Below are 23981 nucleotides of genomic sequence, written 5' to 3' on the forward strand. Positions count from 1 at the left end.
GCATAAATATTAAGAAAAATGAAGAATTCAATTATCATATCAATTAGCGTGTTATTCCTAGTATCTTGTGGAGTGACAAAGCGAGATTATAAGGTGCAGAACAACATAGTTATAGCAGAGAGTTTTATTAATGATGAATTAACAAATGAAGTCTTTTTAAAAAATAAAATAACAAAAAATTGGTGGTCAGAATTTAATGATCATGCTCTAGACACTCTTATCAAGAAAGCAAGAAATCATAATCTAGATATAAAATCATCAGTTGCCAACTTACAAGCAGCTCGCGCATTCTTGAAGGAGAGCAAATTGGATAGGCTTCCAACAATAACAGCAACTGCTGATTATACAAGGACACGCCTAGGGGAAAATATTTTTGTCCCAGGAAGTAACCCTGCATATAGCACATATAATACAGGTTTTGATGTCTTTTGGGAAGCTGATGTTTTTGGAAGGGTATCTCATAAAATAATGGGGGCAAATTCAAACAGTAAACTAGCAATGGCGGATATGCAAGATATATACATCAGTATTTTTGCAGAAGTGGCCAATAACTATATGGAATTTCGCGGTATGCAACATCTACTGGACATTGCAGAGCGCAATTTAAAGGGGCAAAAAAAAACATATGACCTTACTGTAAAACTATCGGAAGCAGGAACAAGTAATAACCTTGACGTGGTTAGGGCATTGGCCCAATTAGAAATAACTCGGGCCAGTATACCTCCTTTTGAAGCAAGGATTGAGGCTTTGAAGAACAGCCTCAGTGTATTGATAGGTGAAGTTCCTGGTAATTTAGATTCTAGTATAACAAATAAGCAGCCATTGCCTAGCTTGCCAACTTCAGTATCATTGGGGGACATTGAAGAAATGTTGCGTCGTAGGCCTGCTGTTCGCCGTGCTGAGGCCACTTTACAAGGTAGGATTGCCAAATATAATGTTTCAGTAGCTGAGTTATATCCAAAAATAGAATTCGGAGGTTCAATAGGCTTCTCGGCTATTGACTTTGCGAATTTCGGAAATAAAGAATCTTTTACTTGGAGCCTTTTACCCCGTATAAGTTGGGCGGCCTTTAACTTAGGCCGTGTAAAGCAGCAAATAAAAAGGGACGATGCACTCACACTGGCCGCCCTTTACCAATATGAAAAAGTAGTTCTTGGCAGCTTAGAAGAAATCAAAACATCTTTAAGCAATTATACCCAAGGGCTAAAAAGAAGGGATATTTTGCATAAATCCTCGCAAGCTAGTGCGGAGGCTGTAAACTTCGCAAGACAACGCTATAATGCCGGCCTTGATAGCTTTATAGATTATTTAACCGCCGATAATGCTTTGCTTATATCTGAAAATTCACTTGCTTTGAGTGAAATACAGTTAGCGACCTCCTTAATTGCAATATACAAGGCTCTAGGTGGTGGATGGGAGATTGTTTCTGAGAAAGAAATAATAAATTAGAAAAAGCCGGGAATTTGATGGAAATTAAATAAGAAATAAAAAAAAACGAACTTTTAAGGGCCAATTTTGGGGTCATTTTAAGAAATAAAATAAATTATGAATAAGGCCGAAATTCTTGTTTTTGAAAACCCTCATGATTATCATGATGCAATTGGTTTTGCACATAGAAGCCACATCCCGAACTTTGATATTTTCGCTATAGAAGATATGGGGTGCCCTACTAAGATATGCATGCCTCCTTACCGTCAAGGATTTTATCAAATAGGATTACTTAACTTTACTGGAGAAAGCAAGCTCAATTTAAATACGGATTGGCTACAATTTGACAAGTACCCACTTTGGTTTATGGTCCCAGGTCAGGTAATTTCATGGGTAAGAGATGTTAATATTTCCGGGTTTTATATTATGTTTAAAAAGGAGTTTTTAATAAATTCTTGTCCTGATTTCACCACTGAGTTTCCATTTTTGAAGATGTCTGAAAATAGTTTGATGATGCTTACAAAAGATGAGCATGAAATACTTAATTTGGATATAGAGCGAATGCACTCTGTTTTCAAGAATCCACATCCTTATCAAGAAAGAATGCTTGAGGGGATACTAAGCTCGCTTCTTTATTTTTGCAAGGCAATTCATGAGAGACACAAAACTATAGAAAACCATTTATCTAGGGCACAGATTATCACAAATCAATTCGAAGCCTTAATCGATAAAATGTATGTCGATAGAAAAAACGTAAGCGACTATGCGGAGGAACTAAATATTACACCAAACTACCTGACCACAACCATTAAAAAACTCACCGGTAAAAGTGCTAAAACTATGATTCAAGAAAGACTTTTAATTGAAAGTAAGAGCCTTTTAAAATACTCGGGACTAGATATAGCAGAGATTGCATATAGGTTAAACTTTCAAGAGCCTACGCATTTTACTAGGTTTTTCAAAAATATGAGCGGAACCACTCCCAATGAATTTAGAAGAATGTAGAACCAAGTGTGAGGTTTAAGATCTATCAGTTGGTAAATATTAAAATGCTTGTGCAGTGAGAAATTGAATTTGATAAAACTGAGAATATATTATAAAATTTATTGTTATGAAAAATAAAAAGATTGCATTAGTCACTGAAGCTGGAAACGATTTGGGAAAACAATTCGCTCATATTCTTTTGGAGAACGGATACGAAGTAATTGTTGCAGCTTGCTCAGATAGTTTAGAAAATTTGTCCCAAGACAAAGATGCTTTACTTTCCTATGATCTGGTGGAAATAGATTTCACTTCTGAGCAACACTTATATATTCTAAAAGAAAAAATAAATAACACTTATGGTAAATTAGATCTTCTTATTAATAATGCGGAGATAGTGAACGGATTTGGGCATAAGATAGACCAATTGGATGTTGATGATGTGAGAAAAGTTTTTGAAATAAACTTTTTCTCCATTATTAAAACCATCCAGGTTTTAAAACCTTTATTACTAAAATGCGCATCCCCTAGAATTATTAACATAACAAGTTCTTTGGGGGATATCGACAAGATGAAGGATGAGAATTTTTGCTACTATGATTATTGTCTCACAGCGTATTCTACCTCAAAAGCCGCTTTGAATTTGTTCACACAGCTGCAGACCAAGGAGTTTGAATCTTCGAAAATAAGTATGTCCAGTTTTGATCCCATATTAATGGAGAATTGCACCCACAATTCCGCAACTATTTCTGACGCCATAAAAAATGAATTTATCTCATTGTTGACTACAGAATAAAACTTCTTAAAATAATAAAAATAAATAATTATGAAAACAACATTTAAAAATAATAAAAGGATTTCAGTGCTTGGTCTAGGACAAATGGGAAGAAGAATTGCGCAATTATATGTAGAAGCAGAATATCAAGTAACCGCTTGGAATCGGACTCCAGGGAAAGTAGATGGACTTGGCAACATTCGTCTTGCTGAAACAGCAGCCCAAGCAATCTTGGCCAGCCCATTGATTATATTGATTATATCGAATAATAAAAGTGTGTTGGAGATATTAGCAGACCTGCCAGATATTCAAATTTTCAAGAATAAAACATTGATTAATTTCACTACTGGTAGCCCAGGAGAAGCGGAATCTATCGAAAAAATCATCTCGGATGTCCATGGAGCTTATATTCATGGAGCCATACAGGCATCGCCCGATCAATTAGGATTGAAAAGCGCAACCATTCTCAGTTCTGGAAACAAAGAGGCATTTGAAAAGTATGTTAATGATCTGGCCATTATTGGTGGTAATATCCGTCAACTTAGTGAGCAAGCAGCTGCTTCTTCAGCAATGGACACGGCAACATCAACTTGGATCTATGGCTCTTTTTTAGGTCTGATTTATGGTGCGGAATTAAGTAGGCATTATGGTCTATCCCTCAAAGATTACGGAACCATCATAGGCGAAATAGCACCAGAATTCATCGACTATTTCAAATATGAAGTTGAGTTAATCGAAAGGGGCGATTTTCGAGCCACGCAAAGTACATTATCAAATCACCTTGCAGCCACTCAGCGCTTAGCCGACAGCTTTAAAGCAATCAATGTAGAACAGACCTTTCCAACTCTAATTAATAATCTACTTAAAAAAGCCGAGCAGAATGGATTGGGTGATGAGGAATTAGCGGCTCTCTCAAAGATTATTGTCAAACATTCTTAATTGCCGCTATTGGGTTAAAAAACAAGGAATACAAGACGAGAATTTTGGTTCATTTAATAAAATTTAGTTGTCCTCAAAACATTCTATAAATGTAATTGGTCTGCCTCTTTGTAGGTTTGTCTAAAAACAATATAAACTTTATTGTTTTATTCATAGAATATAAATGAGGTACTATATTATAATCATCAACAATCTCTAAATGAGTGCATTTTTGATGGTTTTTATAAAGGGAGATATAGTATCTAATTGAATGTAATTGTACTTAATCCCAAAAGTATATTTATTGAACATTATATATTAGGTGTTTTTTCAGCTTACACTTGTTTCTTGTTTCCTTTTGGAACCGACCACCAACTTTGCGGTTTATTTTGTCCAGAATTCTAGAAGACAATATCTATAATTTTAAATTCCTAGTTTGCCAGTTTGGAACTACCCTCTAGGAAGGTACTCTTCCTTCCTAACCACAAATCCTCCACTATTCTCCGACCCTAACTTTCTAATATTAGAAAGTACCCTTTTAAAGAAAAAGTCCAGGTTTTAATTATATGGGTATGCTTTGGTTTGATATCTACAAGTTTTCGTTTGATACCGGCTATAATCCAGCATAATCCATTAGCTATCTTTGTATTATAAATTTAAAACAATTAAAAAATGATAACATTATTAGTCAATCTAAAAGCTAAAAATCACGAGGATGCAGATTATCTAAGGGACATTTTAAAAGATCTAGCTATTTCAACACCTAAGGAAAAAGGTTGTATCGAGTATAGTATTTACCAAGAATCTGATAACGCACTATCCTTTCAGATACTGGAATCCTGGAATAGCCAAGAAGACATGGAGGGACATGAAAAGGTTTTGAATGATTCTGGACTTTTGAAAAAAGCCTCTGCACTTTTGGTTGGTGGGCTAAACCAAAAGAAAATAGAAAAAATATAAATTGAGACAATTATAAATGATCACTAATAATAAAAAGATGAAAACAATATTGATAACAGGAACGTCAAGCGGGATTGGAAAAGCAACGGCAAAGAAATTTTTAAACGCAGGCTGGAACGTAATTGCGACCATGCGATCTCCTGAAAAAGAAGAGGAACTTAAAAACTCCAATGCTATGTTAGTAATGAAGTTGGAAGTTACCGATATGAATAGCATCCAAAAAGCCATCGATGCCGGAATAGAGAAATTTGGAAAAATAGATGCCTTGATGAACAATGCAGGGTTTGGTACATTCGGTGCTTTCGAGACAGCAACACAGAAACAGGTTGAAGAATTGTTCAACGTCAATGTGTATGGATACCTGAACGTGACCAGAGCAATTTTGCCGCATTTTCGTGAAAACGGAAAAGGCACCTTACTCAATGTAAGCTCTCAAGGAGGTAGGATAACCTTTCCAACCTGTTCGCTATATCACGCTACAAAATTTGCAATAGAAGGTTTTACGGAGTCCCTATCCTATGAATTGATATCAGAGAATATCGAGGTCAAAATAATAGAGCCAGGAGCAACAGACACCAGCTTTGTAGGCTCTGCCAATATGGGGGAAAATGATTCCATTATCAACTATCAAAAGTTCGATAAGATCGCCCTTGAAACCTATGGTAAGCTTAATGAAAAATCCCAATCTACCTCTGATGAAATTGCTGAGGTCATCTTAGAAGCAGCCAATGACAAAAGTGGCCAATTGCGATATATAATTGGGGAAGACACCAAGCGCTTGTTGAACGCACGCAATACAATGACAGATCAAGAGTATGTGGACTATATGCGCGGAACTTATATTCCGGAGTTTTGGGATAAGAAAATCAATACTTCCATATAACCGAACAAAAGTTTACTGAGCAAGACTATACAGAAATAAGAACGAATTCATTTGAACTTCTTATAAAAAAGAGGTTCGAACGAGTTCACTAAAATAAAAAGAAATGAAAACTACAGGAAATACAATTCTAATTACTGGGGGAGGAACCGGCATGGGGCTCGAAGCCGCAAAACAATTAGATGCTATGGGCAACACTGTAATTTTGGTTGCACGAAATGGGGATCGATTGAAAGAGGAAGCAGCTAAATTGAAAAATGCTTCTATCATAGTATGTGATCTATCCATCGAGAACGACCTGGATAGACTGGTCAATACAGTTAAGGAAAAGCACCCTAATTTAAATATGGTGTTCTTGAATGCTGGCATCGCAACCAATTACAAATTATTTAGTCGTAATGATTCTTACAAGGTTAGTATTGCTGAAATGGTCACGAATTACCATTCAGTAGTAAGGCTCACCCAAGCTTTGGTGCCTATACTGGCCGATAGGGAAAATGCGGCCATTATAATTACCACTTCTGGAGTGGCTTTTGTTCCCGATTTGCAGCACCCCACCTACAGTGCTACCAAGGCCGCTTTGCATTCTTATACCCTCTCTCTGAGATTGGCTTTGGAACAACAAAAATCAAATGTCAAGATATTCGAGTTAATGGCTCCATTGGTGGACACCCCTTTTGCAAAGGGTATAGTTTCAGACCAAAAAATGCAGGCAGACAGAGTTATTGAAGAAATGATGGCGAAGCTTGAAGTCAACGAATATGAAATGCATGTTGGTTTGACGAAAGACATCTTTGAAAAGGTCAAAGTGTCCACTCAAGAGGCCTTACATTTTGTTAATGGGATTACTGGATAAGCTTTACTTTTAATTATTCATAAAATAGTTATTACATTGTAAATATTTAATGTAATAACTATTTTATGATAGTATTTCGCTCACCGTAAATTTCTTATTTTGGAAAAAACAGAAACATTCAAATCATTTTATGAAGATAAGTTTGGGGAGCGTTTAGATATACTCTCCAACGACAATGCAGATTTCTTAATGATTCCTCATGACGGGTGTATTGATGGGAAGCCCATTCTATACCGACGACGTAATTTTTATAAAATTTCCTTTTTAGACGGTCGTTTTGTAGTGCATTATGGTGATAAAAGTATGGAAACAAAAGGAACAGGACTTGTTTTTTTCGATCCTAAGACTCCTTATACCATAGAATCTTTGGAGGATAGTACAATGGGAGGACACTTAATCTTTAAGGAGTACTATCTAGACACCTACTTTAGGAATCACATAAATAAATTACCAATATTTTCAAGGGACCATAAACCCATTTTTAGTCTTGAGCAAGTGGAAATAGAAAAAATTATTACACTTTTTGATAAGATAAAGAGAGAACACAACTCGGATTATGAGTTCAAAAATGATTTGATTAGAAATTATATATCCGAGCTATTCCACTTTGCGGTAAAAAAGAAACCTTTAATTAAGACGCATACCCCAACAGATACAAAGACACGTCTGGCCAAAGTCTTTATCGAACTCTTGGATCGACAGTTCCCAATTGAAAATCCGGGTGATCCTTTTGTATTCCGGTCTCCCAGAAAATTTGCAGAAACCTTGGGCGTGCATGTAAACTCCTTGAATAGAGCAGTTCGCGGTTATACAGGAAAAACAACAAGTGACTACATATCAGACAGACTGATGGAGGAAGCGATAATACTACTAAAACATACTGATTGGAACATCGCAGATATTAGCTATGGATTAGGGTTTGAGGACCCTTCGCATTTTAACCACTTTTTTAAGGATAGGACGCAGCAGATTCCATCAAACTTGAGAATTTGAAAAGGAAACTATACTAATTTTTAGAATTCTACCTTATAGATAATCAAATCATAATTGAGGATAAATGCCTGACTTCTACTCAAAAATCATTGATTATGAAATACTCTTTACAAAACATCATTTTAGAGATTCACAACAAGGAGGAAAAGATTCTATCTCAGAGCAAGAGATTGATTGATGAGGCTTATGAAATGACTCTGTACCTCCAGGATTTGCTGTTTTCGGTCAAAAAACTCATAATCGAAGAAGGATTTAAGGACGATGTTGAAGAGATGCACTTCTTCCGTACCATAAAGCCCCAAATACTTGGCAAGTTGATTTATTACAACAAGATCTACCGGATTGAAACATCCTGTCCAGTCAGTAACGGTAAGATGTATTACAGTTATTTCTCAACCCAATTGGCAAATCTGAAACGAGATTATAGTGAACAAGTATTTAATTCAGATTTTTACCGTTATTATCGTTCTGGGCGTACTGATCGAGATGAAATCTATTTTAAGAGAGGGAATATCAATTATCATGATGGATTGAACAGCATTGTTTTTGAAATTGATTCTAGCTTCTCAACTTTCTATGACTACAAGGTGGCACGTATTATTTCTAATGAACTACTCTATACTTATCTACTGACAAAAATAAATCCCGATGAAAACCCCGATGTGATTTTACAAAATTCTGAATCTACAAAAGATATCTTTTGGACAGATAGTAAAAACGCACTTATCGAATTGGTGTATGCTCTTTATGCTTCGGGAGCTATTTCTCATGGTAAAATCGGTATCCGAAAAATCAGCCTGATATTTCAGATACTCTTCCGTATTCCTCTTGGAGATTTACATCACGCTTTCCACCGCATGAAAACCCGTACAGGCTCTAGAACTGCTTTTCTAGATCAACTCAAAATATCTCTAGAAGAATATATGGATAAAGATCTTTAATAAAGTGTTAATTCAAAGACATTCCATCCTAAGCAGTACAATCTATGTGCTGCTTTTTCTTTACCCATATCTACCAATTGGCAAAACCTCTCTTTTGAATTATAAAATCTCGTCCAAAACCTTCAAATCCATTATCACATAAGGGTTTAATAAAACTGAAAAAGTCTTCAAAAAACCACCAAACCAATTGGCAAGACTTGGCCAACAAACTCTACGATGCTCACCAATTTTGCATAGTGAACATTTAAAGACTTGTACTATGAATATTGACAGAACAGAATTTATTGCATGGATGGAGCGCATCATGGATCGATTTGATATTCTTGGTGAACATATAGACGATGTCCAGAAGCAACGGAACAGCATTGACGGTGAAGAATTGTTGGACAATCAGGATTTGCTGCAAATGCTAAAAATAAGCAATCGATCGCTACAGCGCTATCGTTCCATTGGCAAGTTGCCCTATTATACCATAAGCGGAAAATTGTATTACAAACTCTCCGATGTACATCAGTTCATTAGGGAAAGCTTTACTGCCCCTGTACCGAAAATAAAAGCCAACAAGTGACAAATACGACCAATGGAAGCCAACTAATACAAAAGAGTGGGCACTTCTTTTACATTCGGAGTTTAATTAAAGAAAGATTATGAGCGAGCAAATTATAGATAAACAAGAGTCTCCTGACCAATTGTCGGAGATATTATTGGTATTGGATAAAGAAAAAAAGAAAATCCAAGCTGTAAAAGGAATTGACGAAAACGGTAACCTGGAGACCGTGGATGCCAATAAAAAGAACCAGAATCAGTTCATGCGTGTGGACAAGAATGGTGATTTGTTTTCCAACTTCTTTTCCAATTTTTTCAGTCAGTTAAAGAATCCCACCAACTTCTCTTTTTTCAAAATTCCTGCACCATTGGTGATTGACACGGCAAAGGAAATGCAGAAACAGGTAAATCATCCAACACCTGAAGGAGAAAAACTGATGAAGCAACATCAAGTAAAAGCAGAACCGCAACAAGAGCAAAAACAAGAAAATAAAAATGAAATGGAAACAACACAAAAAACACCAGAGACAAGCGAATACCGCTACAAACCAGAACAGATTGATTGGGAAACTATGAACAATCTGGGTTTGAGCAAAGAGAAACTTGAAAAAATGAACCTACTCGACCCTTTATTGAGAGGCTACAAGACCAATGAATTGGTACCCGTCAGTCTGAATCTTGGCACTGCCGTTACCCGTATGGATGCGAGGTTATCTTTACAACAAAACAACGAGGGACAGGTAGTGGTAGCCATTCACGGCATCCGCAAAGAACCTAACCTGAACTTTGAGTTTTTCGGACATAAGTTTACAAAAGTAGACAAAGACAACCTTCTCCAATTAGGAAATATGGGACGTATGGTCGATTTGACCAATCCCAAAACGGGTGAAACCATTCCTTCCATTATCAGTGTGGACCGATTGACCAATGAGCTGGTTGCCCTTCGTACGGACAAAATAAAAATCCCCGATGAGATCAAAGGGATAAAGCTGAATGTTGAGCAGAAACAAACCTTAATGGACGGTAAACCACTTTATATCGAAGGTATGACTTCTAAAAAAGGAACTCCTTTTGATGCGAATGTTCAGTTCAATGCCGACAAACGTTTTGTAGAATTCCTATTTGATAGAGGTAATACGAATAAGCAATCCCAAAACAATCAACAGAATCAATCGCAGGAAGCTCCAAAAACCTTTCGAGGTAAAGAATTGGATAACGAACAACATCAAAAATTCAAAGACGGTCAAACGGTTTATGTAAGCGGATTGGTGGATAAAAAAGGTAAGGAATATAATGGCTATATCACCTTTAATAAGGAAACCAATAAAACAGACTTCACGTTCCAAAATCCGAATAAGATCAAAGAACAAGTGAAACCTACTGAAGCCCATAAAACGCAAACAGCAGTCAACTCCGACGGAAAAACCAATGAAGCAACCAAGAATATCAAAGAGCCTTTGAAATCGGGACAAAAAAATCCAGATAGCAAGAAACAGCAGGAAGAACAGGAAAAACCTAAAACACCCGCTAAATCCAAAGGCAGAAAAATGTAATTATTAAAAAAACACACATGAAAGCAATTATCGCAGAAAAACCAAGTGTAGCCCGTGAAATAGCCACCCTATTGGGAGCCTCCGAAAAAAAGGACGGTTACCTGACAGGTAATGGCTATTTTGTAACGTGGGCTTTTGGACATTTGGTAGGATTAGCTATGCCAGGAGATTATGGAATTTCAGGATTTGAAAAGGCAGCACTACCGATCCTTCCAAATCCCTTTTTATTAACCGTTCGCAAAGTTAAAAAAGACAAAGGCTATACCGCTGATTCAGGCGCATTAAAACAACTGAAAGTAATTGAACAGATCTTTAATCAGTGCAATAGCATTATCGTAGCTACTGATGCGGGACGTGAAGGTGAACTGATATTCCGTTACATCTATGCACACCTCAAATGCAATAAACCTTTTGAACGCCTTTGGATCAGTTCACTTACCGAAAAAGCTATTAAACAGGGTTTTGACAATTTAAAATCGGGTAGTGATTTTGATGGTTTATACCAAGCAGCACAAGGGAGAAGCCGGGCAGATTGGTTGGTAGGAATCAATGCATCACAGGCATTGAGCATTGCCGCAGGAAATGGTGTTTATTCACTTGGAAGAGTGCAGACACCTACACTGGCATTGATATGCAAACGCTATCTGGAAAACAAAAACTTTTCGGTACAGAAATACTGGCAAATACAGTTATCACATAGTAAGGAATTCATTGATTTTAAAAGCCTCTCCATAAAAAAATGGGAAGATAGAAAACAGGCAGAAGATACGTTGAAGTCTATTCAAAGGAATGGGAAAAGTGCTACGGTTACCTCTGTAGAAAGTAAAAACGTTACAGAACCAGCACCTTTGCTTTTTGACCTTACAGGTCTGCAAAAAGAAGCTAATAAAAAGCTGAACCTTTCAGCCGAGGAAACCCTGAACATAGCTCAAAGTTTATACGAAAAGAAGTTTATTACCTATCCTCGCACCGGGAGCAAATATATCCCCGAAGATGTATGGGCCGAAATCCCCAACCTCGTAAGAGCTTTGCAAGATAGGGAAACCTGCAAACAGGCCGTAACCAAGGTAAAATGGGGACGTTTCAACAAACGTATCGTGAATGACCTTCGAGTTACGGATCATCATGGACTACTGGTTACAGAGAAAATTCCTTCGGCATTATCCGCAAAGGAAAATGCTGTTTACGATATGATTGCGCTCCGTCTGCTGGAAGCCATTTCTGGAGCCTGTACTAAAGAGATAACCGATATCGCTTTAGAAGCACTGCATTATGATTTCGTATTAAAAGGTTGTAAAATATTGGAACCTGGCTGGCGCAGTATTAAGGGATATTTTTCAGAAGAGAATACCGAACCTGTACAGGATCTACCTGAACTTAAAAAAGGTGACGAAATTAAAATAAAAGAATCCACCGTTCTTGAAAAAACAACCAAAGCACCCGTACTTTATACGGAAGCAGGCCTATTGTCGGCAATGGAAAGTGCAGGGAAACAGATTGAAAATAACGAGGAACGAAAAGCATTGCAAAATATAGGCATCGGTACTCCTGCTACACGATCAGCTATTATTGAGACATTATTTAACCGTAATTACATTCAAAGAGAAAAAAAGTCACTGATTCCCACTGAAAAAGGTTTACAAGTGTATGAGCTAGTCAAAAATAAAAAGATTGCAGATGTCGCCATGACTGCCGAATGGGAATTGACCTTGCAGAAAATCGAAAACAATGAAAGTGATGTCACAGTTTTTCAAAAAGAAATGGAAACCTACGCGACAACCATTACCAATGAGTTATTGGAATCCGCTATTGCCAAAGAAAACTTGCCACAACTTACTTGTCCAAAATGTAAAAGCCAAAAACTGATTCTTAGAGATAAAATTGTTAAATGTCCAGATGAGGTTTGCAACTGGATACAGTTTCGCAATGTTTGCGGTGTACAGGTCAGCATAGCCGATGTTGAACGTTTAGTTAACAAAGGTAAAACGTCCCTCATCAAAGGAATGAAAAGCAAAGCTGGTAAGAAATTCAATGCTTATATCGTATTGAACGAGGACTACAGAACCTCTTTTGGGTTTGAAAAAAACAAAGGAGGAAAACATCCATAACAAAATTAACACTAGAGTAGAAATGCTCTAGTGTTAATTTTACAATCTCTAAATTTCTTTTAAACCTAATTCCCTTAAAAAAGAATTATGCTTATCAGTAGCAGTTTTAATCTTTTTATTTATCTCATCCAGATTTTCATTCACCTCTTTCAGATCTATTTGAATTTCGTCTTCGGCAGTACTTACGTATCTGGAAATATTAAGATTGAAATTATTTTTTTCAATCTCTTCTAAAGAAACTTTACGAGAATAACGATCTTCATCTTCACGGTATTTATAGGTTTCTACAATCTTCTCAATATGCTCTGGCAATAAGTTGTTTTGACGTTTTCCTTTCTCAAAATGCTCGCTTGCATTGATCACTAATACGTCATCGTACTTTTTACATTTTTTCAAAACTATGATAGATACCGGAATACCTGTAGAGTAAAACAAATTGCTAGGCAATCCTATAATAGCATCAATATTATTGTCTTTTAAAAGTTTGGTTCTAATACGTTCTTCTGCACCTCCTCTAAATAGAACGCCATGTGGCAAGATAATTGCCATTGCACCTTCTTTTCCTAAATAATGAAAACCGTGTAATAAGAAAGCAAAATCAGCAGCAGATTTAGGTGCTAGACCATAGTTCTTAAAACGAAAATCATCTGCCATCGTTTCTGATGCATCCCATCTTAAACTAAATGGAGGATTTGCAACAATCGCATCAAATTGCATTTTTTTGGCTGGGTTCATTTCATTTAAAATATCCCAATCATTTACTAAGGTATCACCGTGGTGAATTTCAAATTCGGTATCCTTTAGCCCATGCAAAAGCATATTCATTCGGGCAAGATTGTAGGTGGTGATGTTCTTTTCTTGCCCATAGATTTGTCCGATATGTCCACCTTCATCCTTTAGTTTCCGATGCACATTTAACAGTAATGAACCTGATCCACATGCAAAATCCAATACTTTATCTAATTTCTTCTTTTTGCCTAAAGTTGGATCTTGTGCATCCAAGGTTACAATTTCAGAAAGAATATCAGATAAACGCTGTGGGGTATAAAATTCCCCTGCTTTTTTACCAGAACCTGCGGCAAACTCTCCTATTAAATACTCATAAGCATCGCCTAAAACATCGGAATCTGTGGAGAACTGAGCAATTCCTTCGGCAATTTTAGTAATGATGGCTGCTAGCTTCTTATTACGATCTGTATAATTTTTACCAAGTTTTTCAGAATTCAGATTGATCTCTGAGAATAAACCTGAAAAATTCCCTTCAAAAGATTCATTTTCAATATAATCAAAACCATTATGTAAAGTTTCCAGAAGGTCTTTATCCTGCGTTCTTGCTAGTTCATAGATGCTTTCCCATAAAAATTTAGGTTCTATTACATAATGGACTTTGCGCCGCATTTGTTTTTCAAAAGCCTCAACATCCTCAGTATTTTCATTATACCATATCTCTAAAGAAGTAGAAGCTCCTATTTTCTTCAAAATGTCGCTTGGTGTTTCAGGATAGTCAGAACCTAATTCTTTCTTAGCTGCCTTTTCGTAATTATCTGACAAATAACGTAAAAACAGAAACGAGAGCATATAATCACGGAAATCATCTGCATTCATCGCTCCTCTTAAATCATCTGCTATATTCCAAAGGATCTTCCCTAATTGTTGTTGTTCTTTTTGTGTCATAACCTTTTCAGAAATTAAATATGTAAAACAAAATTATATTTTGTTTGTATGCCGTTAAAAATTCTAATTATATCTTGCTTATTGTCTTCCACAGGCTCCTTAAACTCGTACCTGAATACCGTTTTATGCGACATTATATTGATAATTTGAGCCAATTTATCAGGGTCGATAATTCCAATTTCTTTCAATACGTGAGAAAAATTTCGTACCCCCAAAAAAGATGCAATATTTTCTAATATTTGGCGTAAAATCGCAAAATGATATACCATAATATTATCTGAATCAATTGCTTCTTTTATCGTTTTTAAAAGTTCTAAGTGATATAAGAAAACTTCACGACGTGGACCTACCAATTCTATAATCCCTTTATTTTTCTTTAGTTTAAAGAAGTCTACTTGGCTATGGTATTTATTTGCCTTTTCCCCTCTAGTTAGCCAATCTGCAAAAATGGAAAAGAAACCTATGTGATGAGTAGTAATAATTATTTTTCTAGTTTTATAAAATTTATCCACTAAATCCATTAGACTAGAAATGGTCACAAAAATATTGTGATCGTCTAAACTAGAAACCGGATCATCTATAAAAAAATGACCTTCCTGCTTACCATCTCCCGTTAAGTCTTCAACATCAAAAAGTGCGAGGAAAAAACTCCAAATGAATGCTTGTTGTTCTCCTCTAGAAATTTTGATCGAATCCGCAAAGCCTAATTCTTTTTCTTCTTCCTTGTTATTATTTTCTTCTTCTTCAACAATCTCTTTCTCTTCAGCTTTGAGGTGAAATCGTATTATATTTATTCCTTCCTCTCGATTAGGGAAGTATTCAAATCTAAAATCGAATTGTGGTTTAAATAGGGCAAGCTTTTCATGTACTTTCAACTCATCAATTCCCGAATGAAACTCATTTAAGCTACACTTTTTTAAGATGAGTTTTATGTCAATCTCTCCATTCTCAATATCATTGTCCCAAACAAATAAATCTTCACTGTAAGCGTTATAATATACACCAGCATGATTATCATTATTACTAGCTTTTGTCACATTTTTGTGTGCAATAGATAGTCTCGTTTTTCCTGTACCGTTGAATGCGTAAACAAGATTTATATTTTTCGCATTATTAATAAGGGTATTAGCTATATTTTCCATGATACTATTATTCTATTTTAGGAAATAAGCCCTGCATTAATGCCTTTTTATGTAATTTCAGATGTGCTATTTTGTTTATTTGTTGAGTAATTAATTCATCAACTAACGATAAACATTCGGCAATTTTCTGCTGTTCTTCTCTTTTCTTTGGTAATAATAATGGTATTTTCTTCAAAACATCTAAACCTATTCTCTTCCTCGTAGAACCCGTAGATTTATTTTCTATTCTGGTTCTCACTATATCGGAATTAATTAAAGAGAAAATAAAATATTTCGAATATTTTTTCTCATTAATCGCTAATCGAATTCCATCCGATGCCATGACAAATCTCTGACTCTCTCCAGGCATTATACACGCTCTCCCCACAGGATCTCCCATTTTCGATAAGATAATATCACCTGAATAGATATTGCAACTTAGTAATTCATCTGCCTTTTCTACGGATGTATAAATTTTATACAAATCATTAAATTTTCCATCTCCAATATTTTGCAATTGAATAATTCTAATCCCCTCACTTGTATAATCACTAGCTTTTAAATTTGACCCAAAGGGACCTCCTGTAAAGCTCCATTTAATATTTTTGTCAGCAGTATCAATTAAAGAAATTTCCAACCAATCCCCATCATTTTCGAATTCAGGAAAACGATAGTTAGGTACAGTCTTGCCTTCTTGTGGGAAAAGGTTTTGCATCAAGCCTTTTTTATGGCTTTGGATTGCTTTTAGCTTTTCTTCATAACCTGTAATTACCTCATCTAAAGAAATCAAGCAATCTGCTACTTTTTGTTGTTCATCAGGTAATGGAGATAGAAACTCCACATCTTTCATCTGCTCCTTAGATAAATTATTATTTTGTCCGGTCCCAAGTTTATTTATTGTTGTATGTGTAAGAGGCTCTAATAACTTAACTAAAAATGAGTCTTCAGCTTTTTTAGCAGAAACTTTCATTGTTCTCTGATTGATATACGCATCATCAGAATTCCATAAAAAATAATTAAATCCTGCTGCACCTGTTAAACTGAGAACCAGCTCTCCTTTTTTTACTAAATAACTATTGAGATTACTTTTTTCTATATATTCTTTTGAAATAAAAATTTTATTGCCATTTTCATTTTTGTTATTAATATCAGTAATCCTAATAACTTGCATTGTATCTTCACCGTTTTCAGTAAAATCATAGGATGAAAATGGAAATCCATCTTGCAAATTGAATTTGGTACCAATAGTGTGTTTTTCCCATTCCCTATCTTTTTCAAACTCGGGGAAACGTATTTCAGGTATATTATTCATAATGTAATCCAGATATTTCACGCCCTTGGGCCAATTTGTTTAAATAAGGCACTAAATCTTCCATTAAGGCCAATTCCTTTTGGGCACGCACTTTCCAATTCAAGCCCAGTGGAGCAAGGAAATCAGTTAGTTTTTCTCCATCAAAAACCATTCGGTCCATAATTTCGGCTACAAACACTTGTAACGATTCAAAAGTTACCCCGTGTTTTTCCGCTATTATTGCCAAGTCCTTATTATTCTTTTCTTTTTTAAAATGTTCGTAGCCTTCCCGTATATTATTTTCTTCAAGAGGTTTATCCATATCCAAGCTATTGATATAGGCTATAATATCCTCCCGCTCATCCATCAGGTTGGCATTAGATATCAAAAGATTTATTAGTTGTTGTTTGGTTACTTTTTGCTTAGATGGTTTCTTTTGCGTCATCTCAGCAATTAATCCCATAATATAATCGTAATCAATAATCGTAGAAGCAAACAACACCAATTCAAAATCCAATTGCTCTACACTTGGATCAACATCTTCATCACCTTTTTTAGCTGCTTTATCTTGCTTAGTTTTTAATCGTTGAGCAGTTTCTATATACATGCTACGGAAAGAGCGCAAATCATCTTCAGGCAGCAATAGATTGATTTTACTAGCCTGTTCTTCCGTTAAATCGGTGTACTGGTCTAATTGTGTTTTTAGTCGTTGTATTTCTTTAAACTTAGTAATGAATTCCGCTCTTGCTGCATCGCCTTTGAGGTTATTTACTTCCTCTGGCGCACACTCCAAACCAAAAGAATGCATCATTTGATTTAGACTCTCTAATGCATCTTCATATTTCTCTATTACTTTTGGTGCAGGATCTACCAACCATATTTCTCTAGATCGCCCTGTGTCCTCACCAGAAAACAGGGCGATAGCTTCATTTACAGCATCTCTTTGTTGCCTGAAATCCAAAATACTTCCGTGTGGTTTGGTGTCATTCAATACTCTATTGGTTCTAGAAAATGCTTGTATTAGACCGTGGTGTTTCAGGTTTTTATCGACATATAAAGTATTCAGGTACTTAGAGTCAAACCCCGTTAAAAGCATATCTACCACAATCACAATGTCTATTTTATTTTTATGTGGATAATCTGTATTACTATATTTCTGATCTTTTATTCTCGATTGTATGTCTTGATAATATAAATCAAATTCGCCTATGCTATGGTTGGTTCCATATTGCTTATTAAAGTTGGAAATGATTTCAATTAAAGCTTTCTTTTTACCTTCAGGATCTACTTTGTTGTCTTCTCGCTCTTGTAGTAGATCATTTTGTAATTGCTTAATGTCGGCTACATTTTTAGTGTTATTACTTTCACCATCTTTAGCAACTGCTTGGGCAGGAGGTGAAAATACACAGGCAATATTTAGTGCTCTATAATCCTCGTCTGCTTCCAATCTCTGTTTTTGTACTTCATTAAACAAACGGTAATAAGCAATAGCGTTATTGATAGACCCAGTTGCAAAAATCGCATTGAAACGTTTCTGGTCGGTTACTGCATCGTGTTTTTTTAATATAGCTTCTACAACCGCCTTTTGTTTTTGACTTTCTGATAAATTAGCCGCATCTACACCATCTGTCTTAAAATAGTCCACATGAAATTTTAAAACATTTTTATCTTCGATGGCGTGAGTAATGGTGTAAGCGTGTAATTCTTTTTCAAAAATATCTTTAGTAGTCTTATAGCTGCCAGATTCGTTTTCTCTAATGGTATAGGATGCATTTTCATCAAAAATAGGTGTACCTGTAAAGCCAAAAAGTTGTGCATTTGGAAAAAAGTCTTTAATCGCTTGGTGGTTATCCCCGAATTGCGAACGGTGGCACTCGTCAAAAATAAATACCATCCGTTTATCTTTTAAAGGCAGCAGACGCTCCTTATAATTATTCTTACTTTCTGCATCTAATGCTAATCCTAATTTTTGAATGGTGGTTACAATAACTTTGTCCGAGTAATCGGTAGATAATAAACGTCTTACTAATGATTCGGTATTGGTATTCTCTTCCACACTACCTTCTTGAAACTTGTTAAATTCCTCACGGGTTTGTCTATCCAAATCTTTTCTATCCACTACAAAAAGACATTTTTCAATATTTGGATTGTCTTTTAATAAAGTAGAAGCTTTGAAAGAGGTTAGTGTTTTCCCAGAACCTGTTGTATGCCAAATATAACCATTACCTCGGTTTTGTTCTATGCAATCTACTATCGCTTGTACGGCATATATTTGATAAGGACGCATCACCAGCATTTTCTGCTCGCTTTCTACCAATACCATGTAACGACTGATCATTTCACCTAAAGTGCATTTAGAAAGGAATTTCTCTGAGAAATCAAAAAGGTTATCGATTTTTTTATTATCTATATCAGCTAGTTTGTATATAGGTAAAAATTGTTCATCAGCATTGAAACTAAAGTGCTGGTTTCTATTATTCGCAAAGTAATAGGTGTTGCTACGATTACTTACAATAAACAACTGCATGAAGCAAAGCAATGAATTATTGTAGCCGCTACCAGCCTCATTTTTATAATCCACAATTTGCTGCATAGCACGCCTTGGACTAATTTGTAATGACTTTAGTTCCAGCTGTACAACGGGAATTCCATTGATCAATATAATTACATCATAACGTTGATTGCTATTTTCAGTGTTAATCTTCAACTGATTAATTACCTCAAAATCATTTCTACACCAGTCTTTAATGTTTACCAGTGTATATTGCAAAGGCGTTCCATCTTCACGGATAAAAGTGTTTTTTTCTCTTAGTAATTTGGAAGCGGCAAACACGTCAGGTGTAATAATTTCCTCACGTAAACGATTAAATTCCGTTTCAGATAAATGCACCCTATTAAGTTCGTTAAATTTCTGTCTGAAATTTTGTTCCAAACTTTTACGGTCGATAATATCCGGACGGTAAGTATATTTTAAATCTTGAAGTTTCGCTATTAAGCTGTCTTCTATGTTGCTTTCTTTAGTCATTAGTTTCTCCGTTTATTAGATCCTAAGTCTTCAAAGGTACTGTTAATAGGCTTGATGACTTATATATTGCTCAATGAGTTTAGTGGATGTTTATTTTTTAATAGTACTCGTCACACTTCAAATTTCTTTAAGTGCCTCATCACTTCTCTTTCAACTTTTTCAAAATCAGGCAAATCATGTATTTGATCAGACATCGATTTTTGCCAACGACCTTTATATTGTGGTAAGCGTTGCTTTAATTTTGTATGGAAGTCAGCTGGGGTTACTTTTTTACATTCACATTTCTCTCGAAATTCATGAATGTAAAATTCCGCATCCATGCCATGTATTTCTAATAAATACCAGACATCATAAAAATCTCTAGGTTGCATACGTTGCATAACTGAACGAAGTTTTTCAACCAATACTTCTTCTAAAGGATAACACAATAATTGATGCGCTTCTTGGTCTGTATAAGATATAATTGCATCCACCATTATAGGTTCAAAAGTTAGCTTTTCGCTACGTGAAATATCTATCTTAACCTTTTTGTTATTTCCCTGCCCACCTAAAGGACCTATATAACTGATATAGAAATTAATCCCTCCATCTTCATGCTCATTATTATCAATTATTTCAAGAGGAATATTGGCTTCCTCTTCAATATGTTCAAAAGCTTCCGAAAACCATTCAAAAACTTGTTCGTTTGAGATTGTGTCGTCCAACAAGGTAAAATCCAAGTCTTCACTAAAACGATAATCTTCGAAATAAATCTTTTTAAGTACCGTTCCGCCTTTGAAAACAATAGCTTTAGATAGTGCGTCATGTTGTGAAATTCCTTGCAGAATCCATGAAAGCACATAGTCCTTTTCAATCTGTTGATCTCGAACACCAACTTCTCGGGCTGTATTTTGTATTTCTCCTGGCTTTATCATGTGTATATAGCAGATGTGATGGTTTCTATTTCTATATTTTGTTGAATACTCCAACGATTTAACAACTTGCCTTCTTTTGGTAATTCTGTATCTAAAATTACGTAAGAAGCCGTTTTGAGACCCTGAAGTTTCTCAATAATAGTTGTGTCAATACTTAATGTTTCTAACAAAAATCCAAGCCTTTTAATGACAGCCTGAGAATTAAACTTTTCGGCGTATTCTAAAAGCTTATTGAATTTTATTTTGTCTTTTGAAATATAGATTGCCCTTGCAATTTCAACGATTCCACCGGCATAATCAGGCTTAAAAAGACAGTCAATAATTGTTTTTTCTAAATCTGAGCAGACAACCTTATGAAAACTATCAATCCATATTTTTTTCATTCCAAAAAAATGTTCTTGGTTATGATAAATGAATTGGAAAGGGATTCCTTTTATTTCGATTTGAGAGGGACGCATTTGCTTTGCAACCACAATTTGCTCTTTTAATGAGGGTTGTATAATCAAATTATGCACTTGTAATGCTGAGTAATATCCAATATAATGATTATTTCCTCTCGTAAGAGGTTCGGCTAACAAGTGCCAATCAGGCATAAATGTTTTTGAATCTTGTTCATAAGGAATCAAATAATAAACACCTCTTTTTATTCTCATTAACAATCCACGTTTAACCATATCGCTAAGAAGCTCCTTTAATGCACTTTCACTTGAAAGAGGAAGTGCATATTTAGCTTCAGAATAGTCAAAGCACTGCTGACCTATTTTATTAAAATAGTTCAACAATTCGCCTGATTGTGTTGATATATTCTTGATTTGCATAGTTAATAAGTCAGCTAAAACCTGACTACAATGATACAAAAAATAATCAATCAAAACATTTAAAACAAAATAAACTATTAATCACAACGATACTGTCAGTTGAAAGCTGACTTGTAAACTACAAAAGATAGTTTATAAGATTAGGTGATATTTGAAGAGCTTGCGAAGAATTGTACCATAAACTACCTATTGCCTAACTCATTAGGCAAGTATTCTGCGTATTTAGACTTTAAATACTCAAGGTTTTTATCATTGTTCATAAGATTGAGATTGAGTTTTTCTTTAATAAACTCATATCTAGTCTTAGCTTCATTTAAAATATGCCCCCACGTCAGAACATATACATCATATAGATCGGTAGAAATAACGTGTCCATATTTTCTATCACTTTGCTCCAACTCGGACTCAATGTCGGATTTAATATCTTTGGTCACTAACAGAAATTTCCATTTGGTTTTTTCCTTCGGAAATCTTCTGTCTTGGCAAATTCGAGAGGCATATAGTTTAATTTGCATCAATTCTTCTACTCCAGCATCCACCGTAGGTTTCTTTAATTCAATAATTAGATTTGTTTTATGACCAGGTAGTCCCTGAGGAAACTGTCTCCATAAGCACACATCGGGTATAATCTGTAAATCAGAATTATCTTGGCTTTCAGTAATTTCTTCAAAATCAGATCTCCCTAAATGTTTTAAATACTCCTTCAAGACATTTTTTAAAGTGACATCATCTACACCATAAGTGAACTCATCCCCAAATAGCCAAGTTTCATTAACAAGAATTTTATGTAAATGCTTTCTTTCAAGTACGTTTTTGTTCAATTCTCTGTTATAAATTAACTCTTCAAGTCCGTTAATAAACTTTAATCTGTTTTTTATTTCCGTCATTGTATCAATGACTGTGGAAAGAGAAGATTCTTCCAAAATCTCCACTAACTCTTCTCTTTTATCTTTAGGTAAATCAATGACTTCTGCTAAGATTTTCTGCAAAGAATTTGAATCATTTTCTAAAGCTTCTTTGATTAAAGAAAGAGTAAGCTTTTTACTTTTAATATCTTGATTCTCAAAATCAGGTAAGAATTCATTAACCTGAAGTGCAACAATGTCAAATACTTGCCTCTTACTTTCTTCAACTAAATTATCTGGTTTTTCTTTATATGGATATATTCCTTTTTGCTTCAAGTCCGAAATAAACTCTGTCGAATAATAATGAAGTCGTTTCCTCGTATATGCCCTAGCAAACTTTTTGGATTCTTCAATTGCTAAAGTCATAAGGTCATCTAATTCCTGTAAATCAATTTTATTTTCTCTATGAAGACTTTCAATATAAATAGATTGGATAAAAATTGAAATTGGAATATTGGATCTAATCCCTAAGTTAAGCTCTCTAAACGGGATTCCTTTGGTATTACATAAATATGTTTTCTTTTTTATATCGAAGTTCCATTCAAGAATTTTAAATTTGAACCTATAGGTTATTCCTTCTTTTTCTGTTAAAAATTCTGTTTCATCAGAATTTTTAATCAACGAATCGAATTCTAAAATTTTTCCATTAATGGTAATTGAAAAATTCGGATAATTTATCCAATAAGATGCGAATTTTTGAGCCAAATCCTTTCTGTTCTTTTCATCAAAAGCTTGCTGTGCTATGTCAGGATTAATATTCTGAATAAAAACATTAAATCCAGATTCAGAAGTTTCATCTCCAAGAGGTCTTAATGAACTGAATTTAGAATGAGATAAATTATTTCGGTCAAAAGTGATTGTAAATTCCTTAAATGAACTGGAGTTTTTGTATCTACTTGTAAACACGACCATGTCTCCTAAAGCAAGTGCTTTATACCTTCCTTTTCCTTCTTTCCCATGGTATTGCCTACCACTTGGACTAGTGCTGTTAGTTTTCTTTTCCGAACCACCTAATCTACCAAACACTTCTTGTGCTTTAGTATATTCTATCCCTAATCCATTATCATTAATTTCAATCGATTCGAACCCTCCAATACTATTAGATATATATTCAATGCTTATATCTGTTGCATCAGCATCTAAGGAATTCCATATTAACTCTGATAATGCAGTTATTCCATTAGCTCTCGTCAAAGATTCTATATGATCTTTCTCTACTCCTAAATCAATGATTCTTTCCATAGCTTTTAAGATATAATTTGTTGTATTTAGCAAAACTCCTAAAACAATAAAC

General features: G+C 35.0%; 19 protein-coding genes. 12 read left to right on the forward strand and 7 right to left on the reverse strand.

Features of this window, described 5'->3' with window-relative positions; all coding sequences use genetic code 11:
- Positions 1-18 precede the first annotated feature (18 nt).
- The 12 genes from KO02_RS17235 (at position 19) to KO02_RS17290 (ending at position 12939) form a co-directional block, all read left to right on the forward strand.
- Entirely contained in the window at positions 19-1449 is a 1431-nt protein-coding gene (locus KO02_RS17235; RefSeq protein ID WP_038700278.1) for an efflux transporter outer membrane subunit, read from the forward strand.
- 96 nt (positions 1450-1545) lie between these two features.
- Positions 1546-2433 (forward strand): helix-turn-helix domain-containing protein, encoded by an 888-nt coding sequence (locus KO02_RS17240; protein ID WP_038700280.1) that lies wholly within the window; start codon positions 1546-1548, stop codon positions 2431-2433.
- A 106-nt stretch (positions 2434-2539) separates the two neighbouring features.
- Complete coding sequence (locus KO02_RS17245) at positions 2540-3205, forward strand: SDR family NAD(P)-dependent oxidoreductase (protein ID WP_038700282.1); 666 nt, start codon at positions 2540-2542, stop codon at positions 3203-3205.
- A gap of 30 nt (positions 3206-3235) precedes the next feature.
- Positions 3236-4123, forward strand: coding sequence for an NAD(P)-binding domain-containing protein (locus tag KO02_RS17250; protein ID WP_038700284.1), 888 nt, complete (start codon positions 3236-3238; stop codon positions 4121-4123).
- A 651-nt stretch (positions 4124-4774) separates the two neighbouring features.
- Positions 4775-5062, forward strand: a complete 288-nt coding sequence (locus KO02_RS17255; RefSeq protein WP_038698954.1) for a putative quinol monooxygenase — start codon at positions 4775-4777, stop codon at positions 5060-5062.
- Between the two features lie 37 nt (positions 5063-5099).
- A complete protein-coding gene (locus KO02_RS17260) occupies positions 5100-5945 on the forward strand; it encodes an SDR family oxidoreductase (protein WP_038702913.1) in 846 nt (281 codons plus the stop codon).
- Between the two features lie 103 nt (positions 5946-6048).
- Positions 6049-6798: an SDR family oxidoreductase gene (locus KO02_RS17265; protein ID WP_038700286.1), complete on the forward strand. Its 750-nt coding sequence runs from the start codon at positions 6049-6051 to the stop codon at positions 6796-6798.
- A gap of 99 nt (positions 6799-6897) precedes the next feature.
- The gene (locus KO02_RS17270; protein WP_038700288.1) at positions 6898-7791 is read left to right on the forward strand and encodes a helix-turn-helix domain-containing protein; all 894 of its coding nucleotides are present in this window, start codon (positions 6898-6900) and stop codon (positions 7789-7791) included.
- A gap of 95 nt (positions 7792-7886) precedes the next feature.
- Positions 7887-8732: an RteC domain-containing protein gene (locus tag KO02_RS17275; protein WP_038700290.1), complete on the forward strand. Its 846-nt coding sequence runs from the start codon at positions 7887-7889 to the stop codon at positions 8730-8732.
- 259 nt (positions 8733-8991) lie between these two features.
- Positions 8992-9300 carry a helix-turn-helix domain-containing protein gene (locus KO02_RS17280; protein WP_038700292.1) on the forward strand — a complete coding sequence of 103 codons (309 nt, stop codon included), beginning with the start codon at positions 8992-8994 and terminating at the stop codon, positions 9298-9300.
- Positions 9301-9379: 79 nt separating this feature from the next.
- Complete coding sequence (locus KO02_RS17285) at positions 9380-10831, forward strand: DUF3945 domain-containing protein (protein WP_038700294.1); 1452 nt, start codon at positions 9380-9382, stop codon at positions 10829-10831.
- 17 nt (positions 10832-10848) lie between these two features.
- On the forward strand, positions 10849-12939 hold the full coding sequence (locus tag KO02_RS17290) for a type IA DNA topoisomerase (protein ID WP_038700296.1): 2091 nt from the start codon (positions 10849-10851) through the stop codon (positions 12937-12939).
- A gap of 48 nt (positions 12940-12987) precedes the next feature.
- On the opposite strand, the gene KO02_RS17295 is transcribed toward KO02_RS17290, so the two are convergent.
- From KO02_RS17295 to KO02_RS17325, 7 genes are all read right to left on the reverse strand, one after another.
- On the reverse strand, positions 12988-14613 hold the full coding sequence (locus tag KO02_RS17295; RefSeq protein ID WP_038700298.1) for a type I restriction-modification system subunit M: 1626 nt from the start codon (positions 14611-14613) through the stop codon (positions 12988-12990).
- A 14-nt stretch (positions 14614-14627) separates the two neighbouring features.
- Positions 14628-15755, reverse strand: a complete 1128-nt coding sequence (locus KO02_RS17300; protein ID WP_038700300.1) for an AAA family ATPase — start codon at positions 15753-15755, stop codon at positions 14628-14630.
- 7 nt (positions 15756-15762) lie between these two features.
- On the reverse strand, positions 15763-17046 hold the full coding sequence (locus tag KO02_RS22955; protein WP_051960016.1) for a restriction endonuclease subunit S: 1284 nt from the start codon (positions 17044-17046) through the stop codon (positions 15763-15765).
- Positions 17039-20050 carry a type I restriction endonuclease subunit R gene (locus KO02_RS17310; RefSeq protein WP_038700301.1) on the reverse strand — a complete coding sequence of 1004 codons (3012 nt, stop codon included), beginning with the start codon at positions 20048-20050 and terminating at the stop codon, positions 17039-17041. The genes KO02_RS22955 and KO02_RS17310 overlap by 8 nt, the downstream gene beginning before the upstream one ends.
- A gap of 110 nt (positions 20051-20160) precedes the next feature.
- Positions 20161-20964: a nucleotidyl transferase AbiEii/AbiGii toxin family protein gene (locus KO02_RS17315; protein WP_038700304.1), complete on the reverse strand. Its 804-nt coding sequence runs from the start codon at positions 20962-20964 to the stop codon at positions 20161-20163.
- Entirely contained in the window at positions 20961-21782 is an 822-nt protein-coding gene (locus KO02_RS17320) for a transcriptional regulator (protein ID WP_038700305.1), read from the reverse strand. Before KO02_RS17320 ends, KO02_RS17315 begins: the two co-directional genes overlap by 4 nt.
- A 182-nt stretch (positions 21783-21964) precedes the next feature.
- Positions 21965-23929 carry an ATP-binding protein gene (locus KO02_RS17325; protein WP_038700308.1) on the reverse strand — a complete coding sequence of 655 codons (1965 nt, stop codon included), beginning with the start codon at positions 23927-23929 and terminating at the stop codon, positions 21965-21967.
- Positions 23930-23981 lie beyond the last annotated feature (52 nt).

It is taken from the genome of Sphingobacterium sp. ML3W (assembly GCF_000747525.1).
GTDB lineage: Bacteria > Bacteroidota > Bacteroidia > Sphingobacteriales > Sphingobacteriaceae > Sphingobacterium.

What these genes read in the sequence shown, in the direction of transcription:
- KO02_RS17235 (WP_038700278.1), top strand. Translation starts at nt 19, where the DNA reads ATGAAGAATTCAATTATCATATCAATTAGCGTGTTATTCCTAGTATCT.
- KO02_RS17240 (WP_038700280.1), top strand. Translation starts at nt 1,546, where the DNA reads ATGAATAAGGCCGAAATTCTTGTTTTTGAAAACCCTCATGATTATCAT.
- KO02_RS17245 (WP_038700282.1), top strand. Translation starts at nt 2,540, where the DNA reads ATGAAAAATAAAAAGATTGCATTAGTCACTGAAGCTGGAAACGATTTG.
- KO02_RS17250 (WP_038700284.1), top strand. Translation starts at nt 3,236, where the DNA reads ATGAAAACAACATTTAAAAATAATAAAAGGATTTCAGTGCTTGGTCTA.
- KO02_RS17255 (WP_038698954.1), top strand. Translation starts at nt 4,775, where the DNA reads ATGATAACATTATTAGTCAATCTAAAAGCTAAAAATCACGAGGATGCA.
- KO02_RS17260 (WP_038702913.1), top strand. Translation starts at nt 5,100, where the DNA reads ATGAAAACAATATTGATAACAGGAACGTCAAGCGGGATTGGAAAAGCA.
- KO02_RS17265 (WP_038700286.1), top strand. Translation starts at nt 6,049, where the DNA reads ATGAAAACTACAGGAAATACAATTCTAATTACTGGGGGAGGAACCGGC.
- KO02_RS17275 (WP_038700290.1), top strand. Translation starts at nt 7,887, where the DNA reads ATGAAATACTCTTTACAAAACATCATTTTAGAGATTCACAACAAGGAG.
- KO02_RS17280 (WP_038700292.1), top strand. Translation starts at nt 8,992, where the DNA reads ATGAATATTGACAGAACAGAATTTATTGCATGGATGGAGCGCATCATG.
- KO02_RS17285 (WP_038700294.1), top strand. Translation starts at nt 9,380, where the DNA reads ATGAGCGAGCAAATTATAGATAAACAAGAGTCTCCTGACCAATTGTCG.
- KO02_RS17290 (WP_038700296.1), top strand. Translation starts at nt 10,849, where the DNA reads ATGAAAGCAATTATCGCAGAAAAACCAAGTGTAGCCCGTGAAATAGCC.
- KO02_RS17295 (WP_038700298.1), bottom strand. Translation starts at nt 14,613, where the DNA reads ATGACACAAAAAGAACAACAACAATTAGGGAAGATCCTTTGGAATATA.
- KO02_RS17300 (WP_038700300.1), bottom strand. Translation starts at nt 15,755, where the DNA reads ATGGAAAATATAGCTAATACCCTTATTAATAATGCGAAAAATATAAAT.
- KO02_RS22955 (WP_051960016.1), bottom strand. Translation starts at nt 17,046, where the DNA reads ATGAATAATATACCTGAAATACGTTTCCCCGAGTTTGAAAAAGATAGG.
- KO02_RS17310 (WP_038700301.1), bottom strand. Translation starts at nt 20,050, where the DNA reads ATGACTAAAGAAAGCAACATAGAAGACAGCTTAATAGCGAAACTTCAA.
- KO02_RS17315 (WP_038700304.1), bottom strand. Translation starts at nt 20,964, where the DNA reads ATGATAAAGCCAGGAGAAATACAAAATACAGCCCGAGAAGTTGGTGTT.
- KO02_RS17320 (WP_038700305.1), bottom strand. Translation starts at nt 21,782, where the DNA reads ATGCAAATCAAGAATATATCAACACAATCAGGCGAATTGTTGAACTAT.
- KO02_RS17325 (WP_038700308.1), bottom strand. Translation starts at nt 23,929, where the DNA reads ATGGAAAGAATCATTGATTTAGGAGTAGAGAAAGATCATATAGAATCT.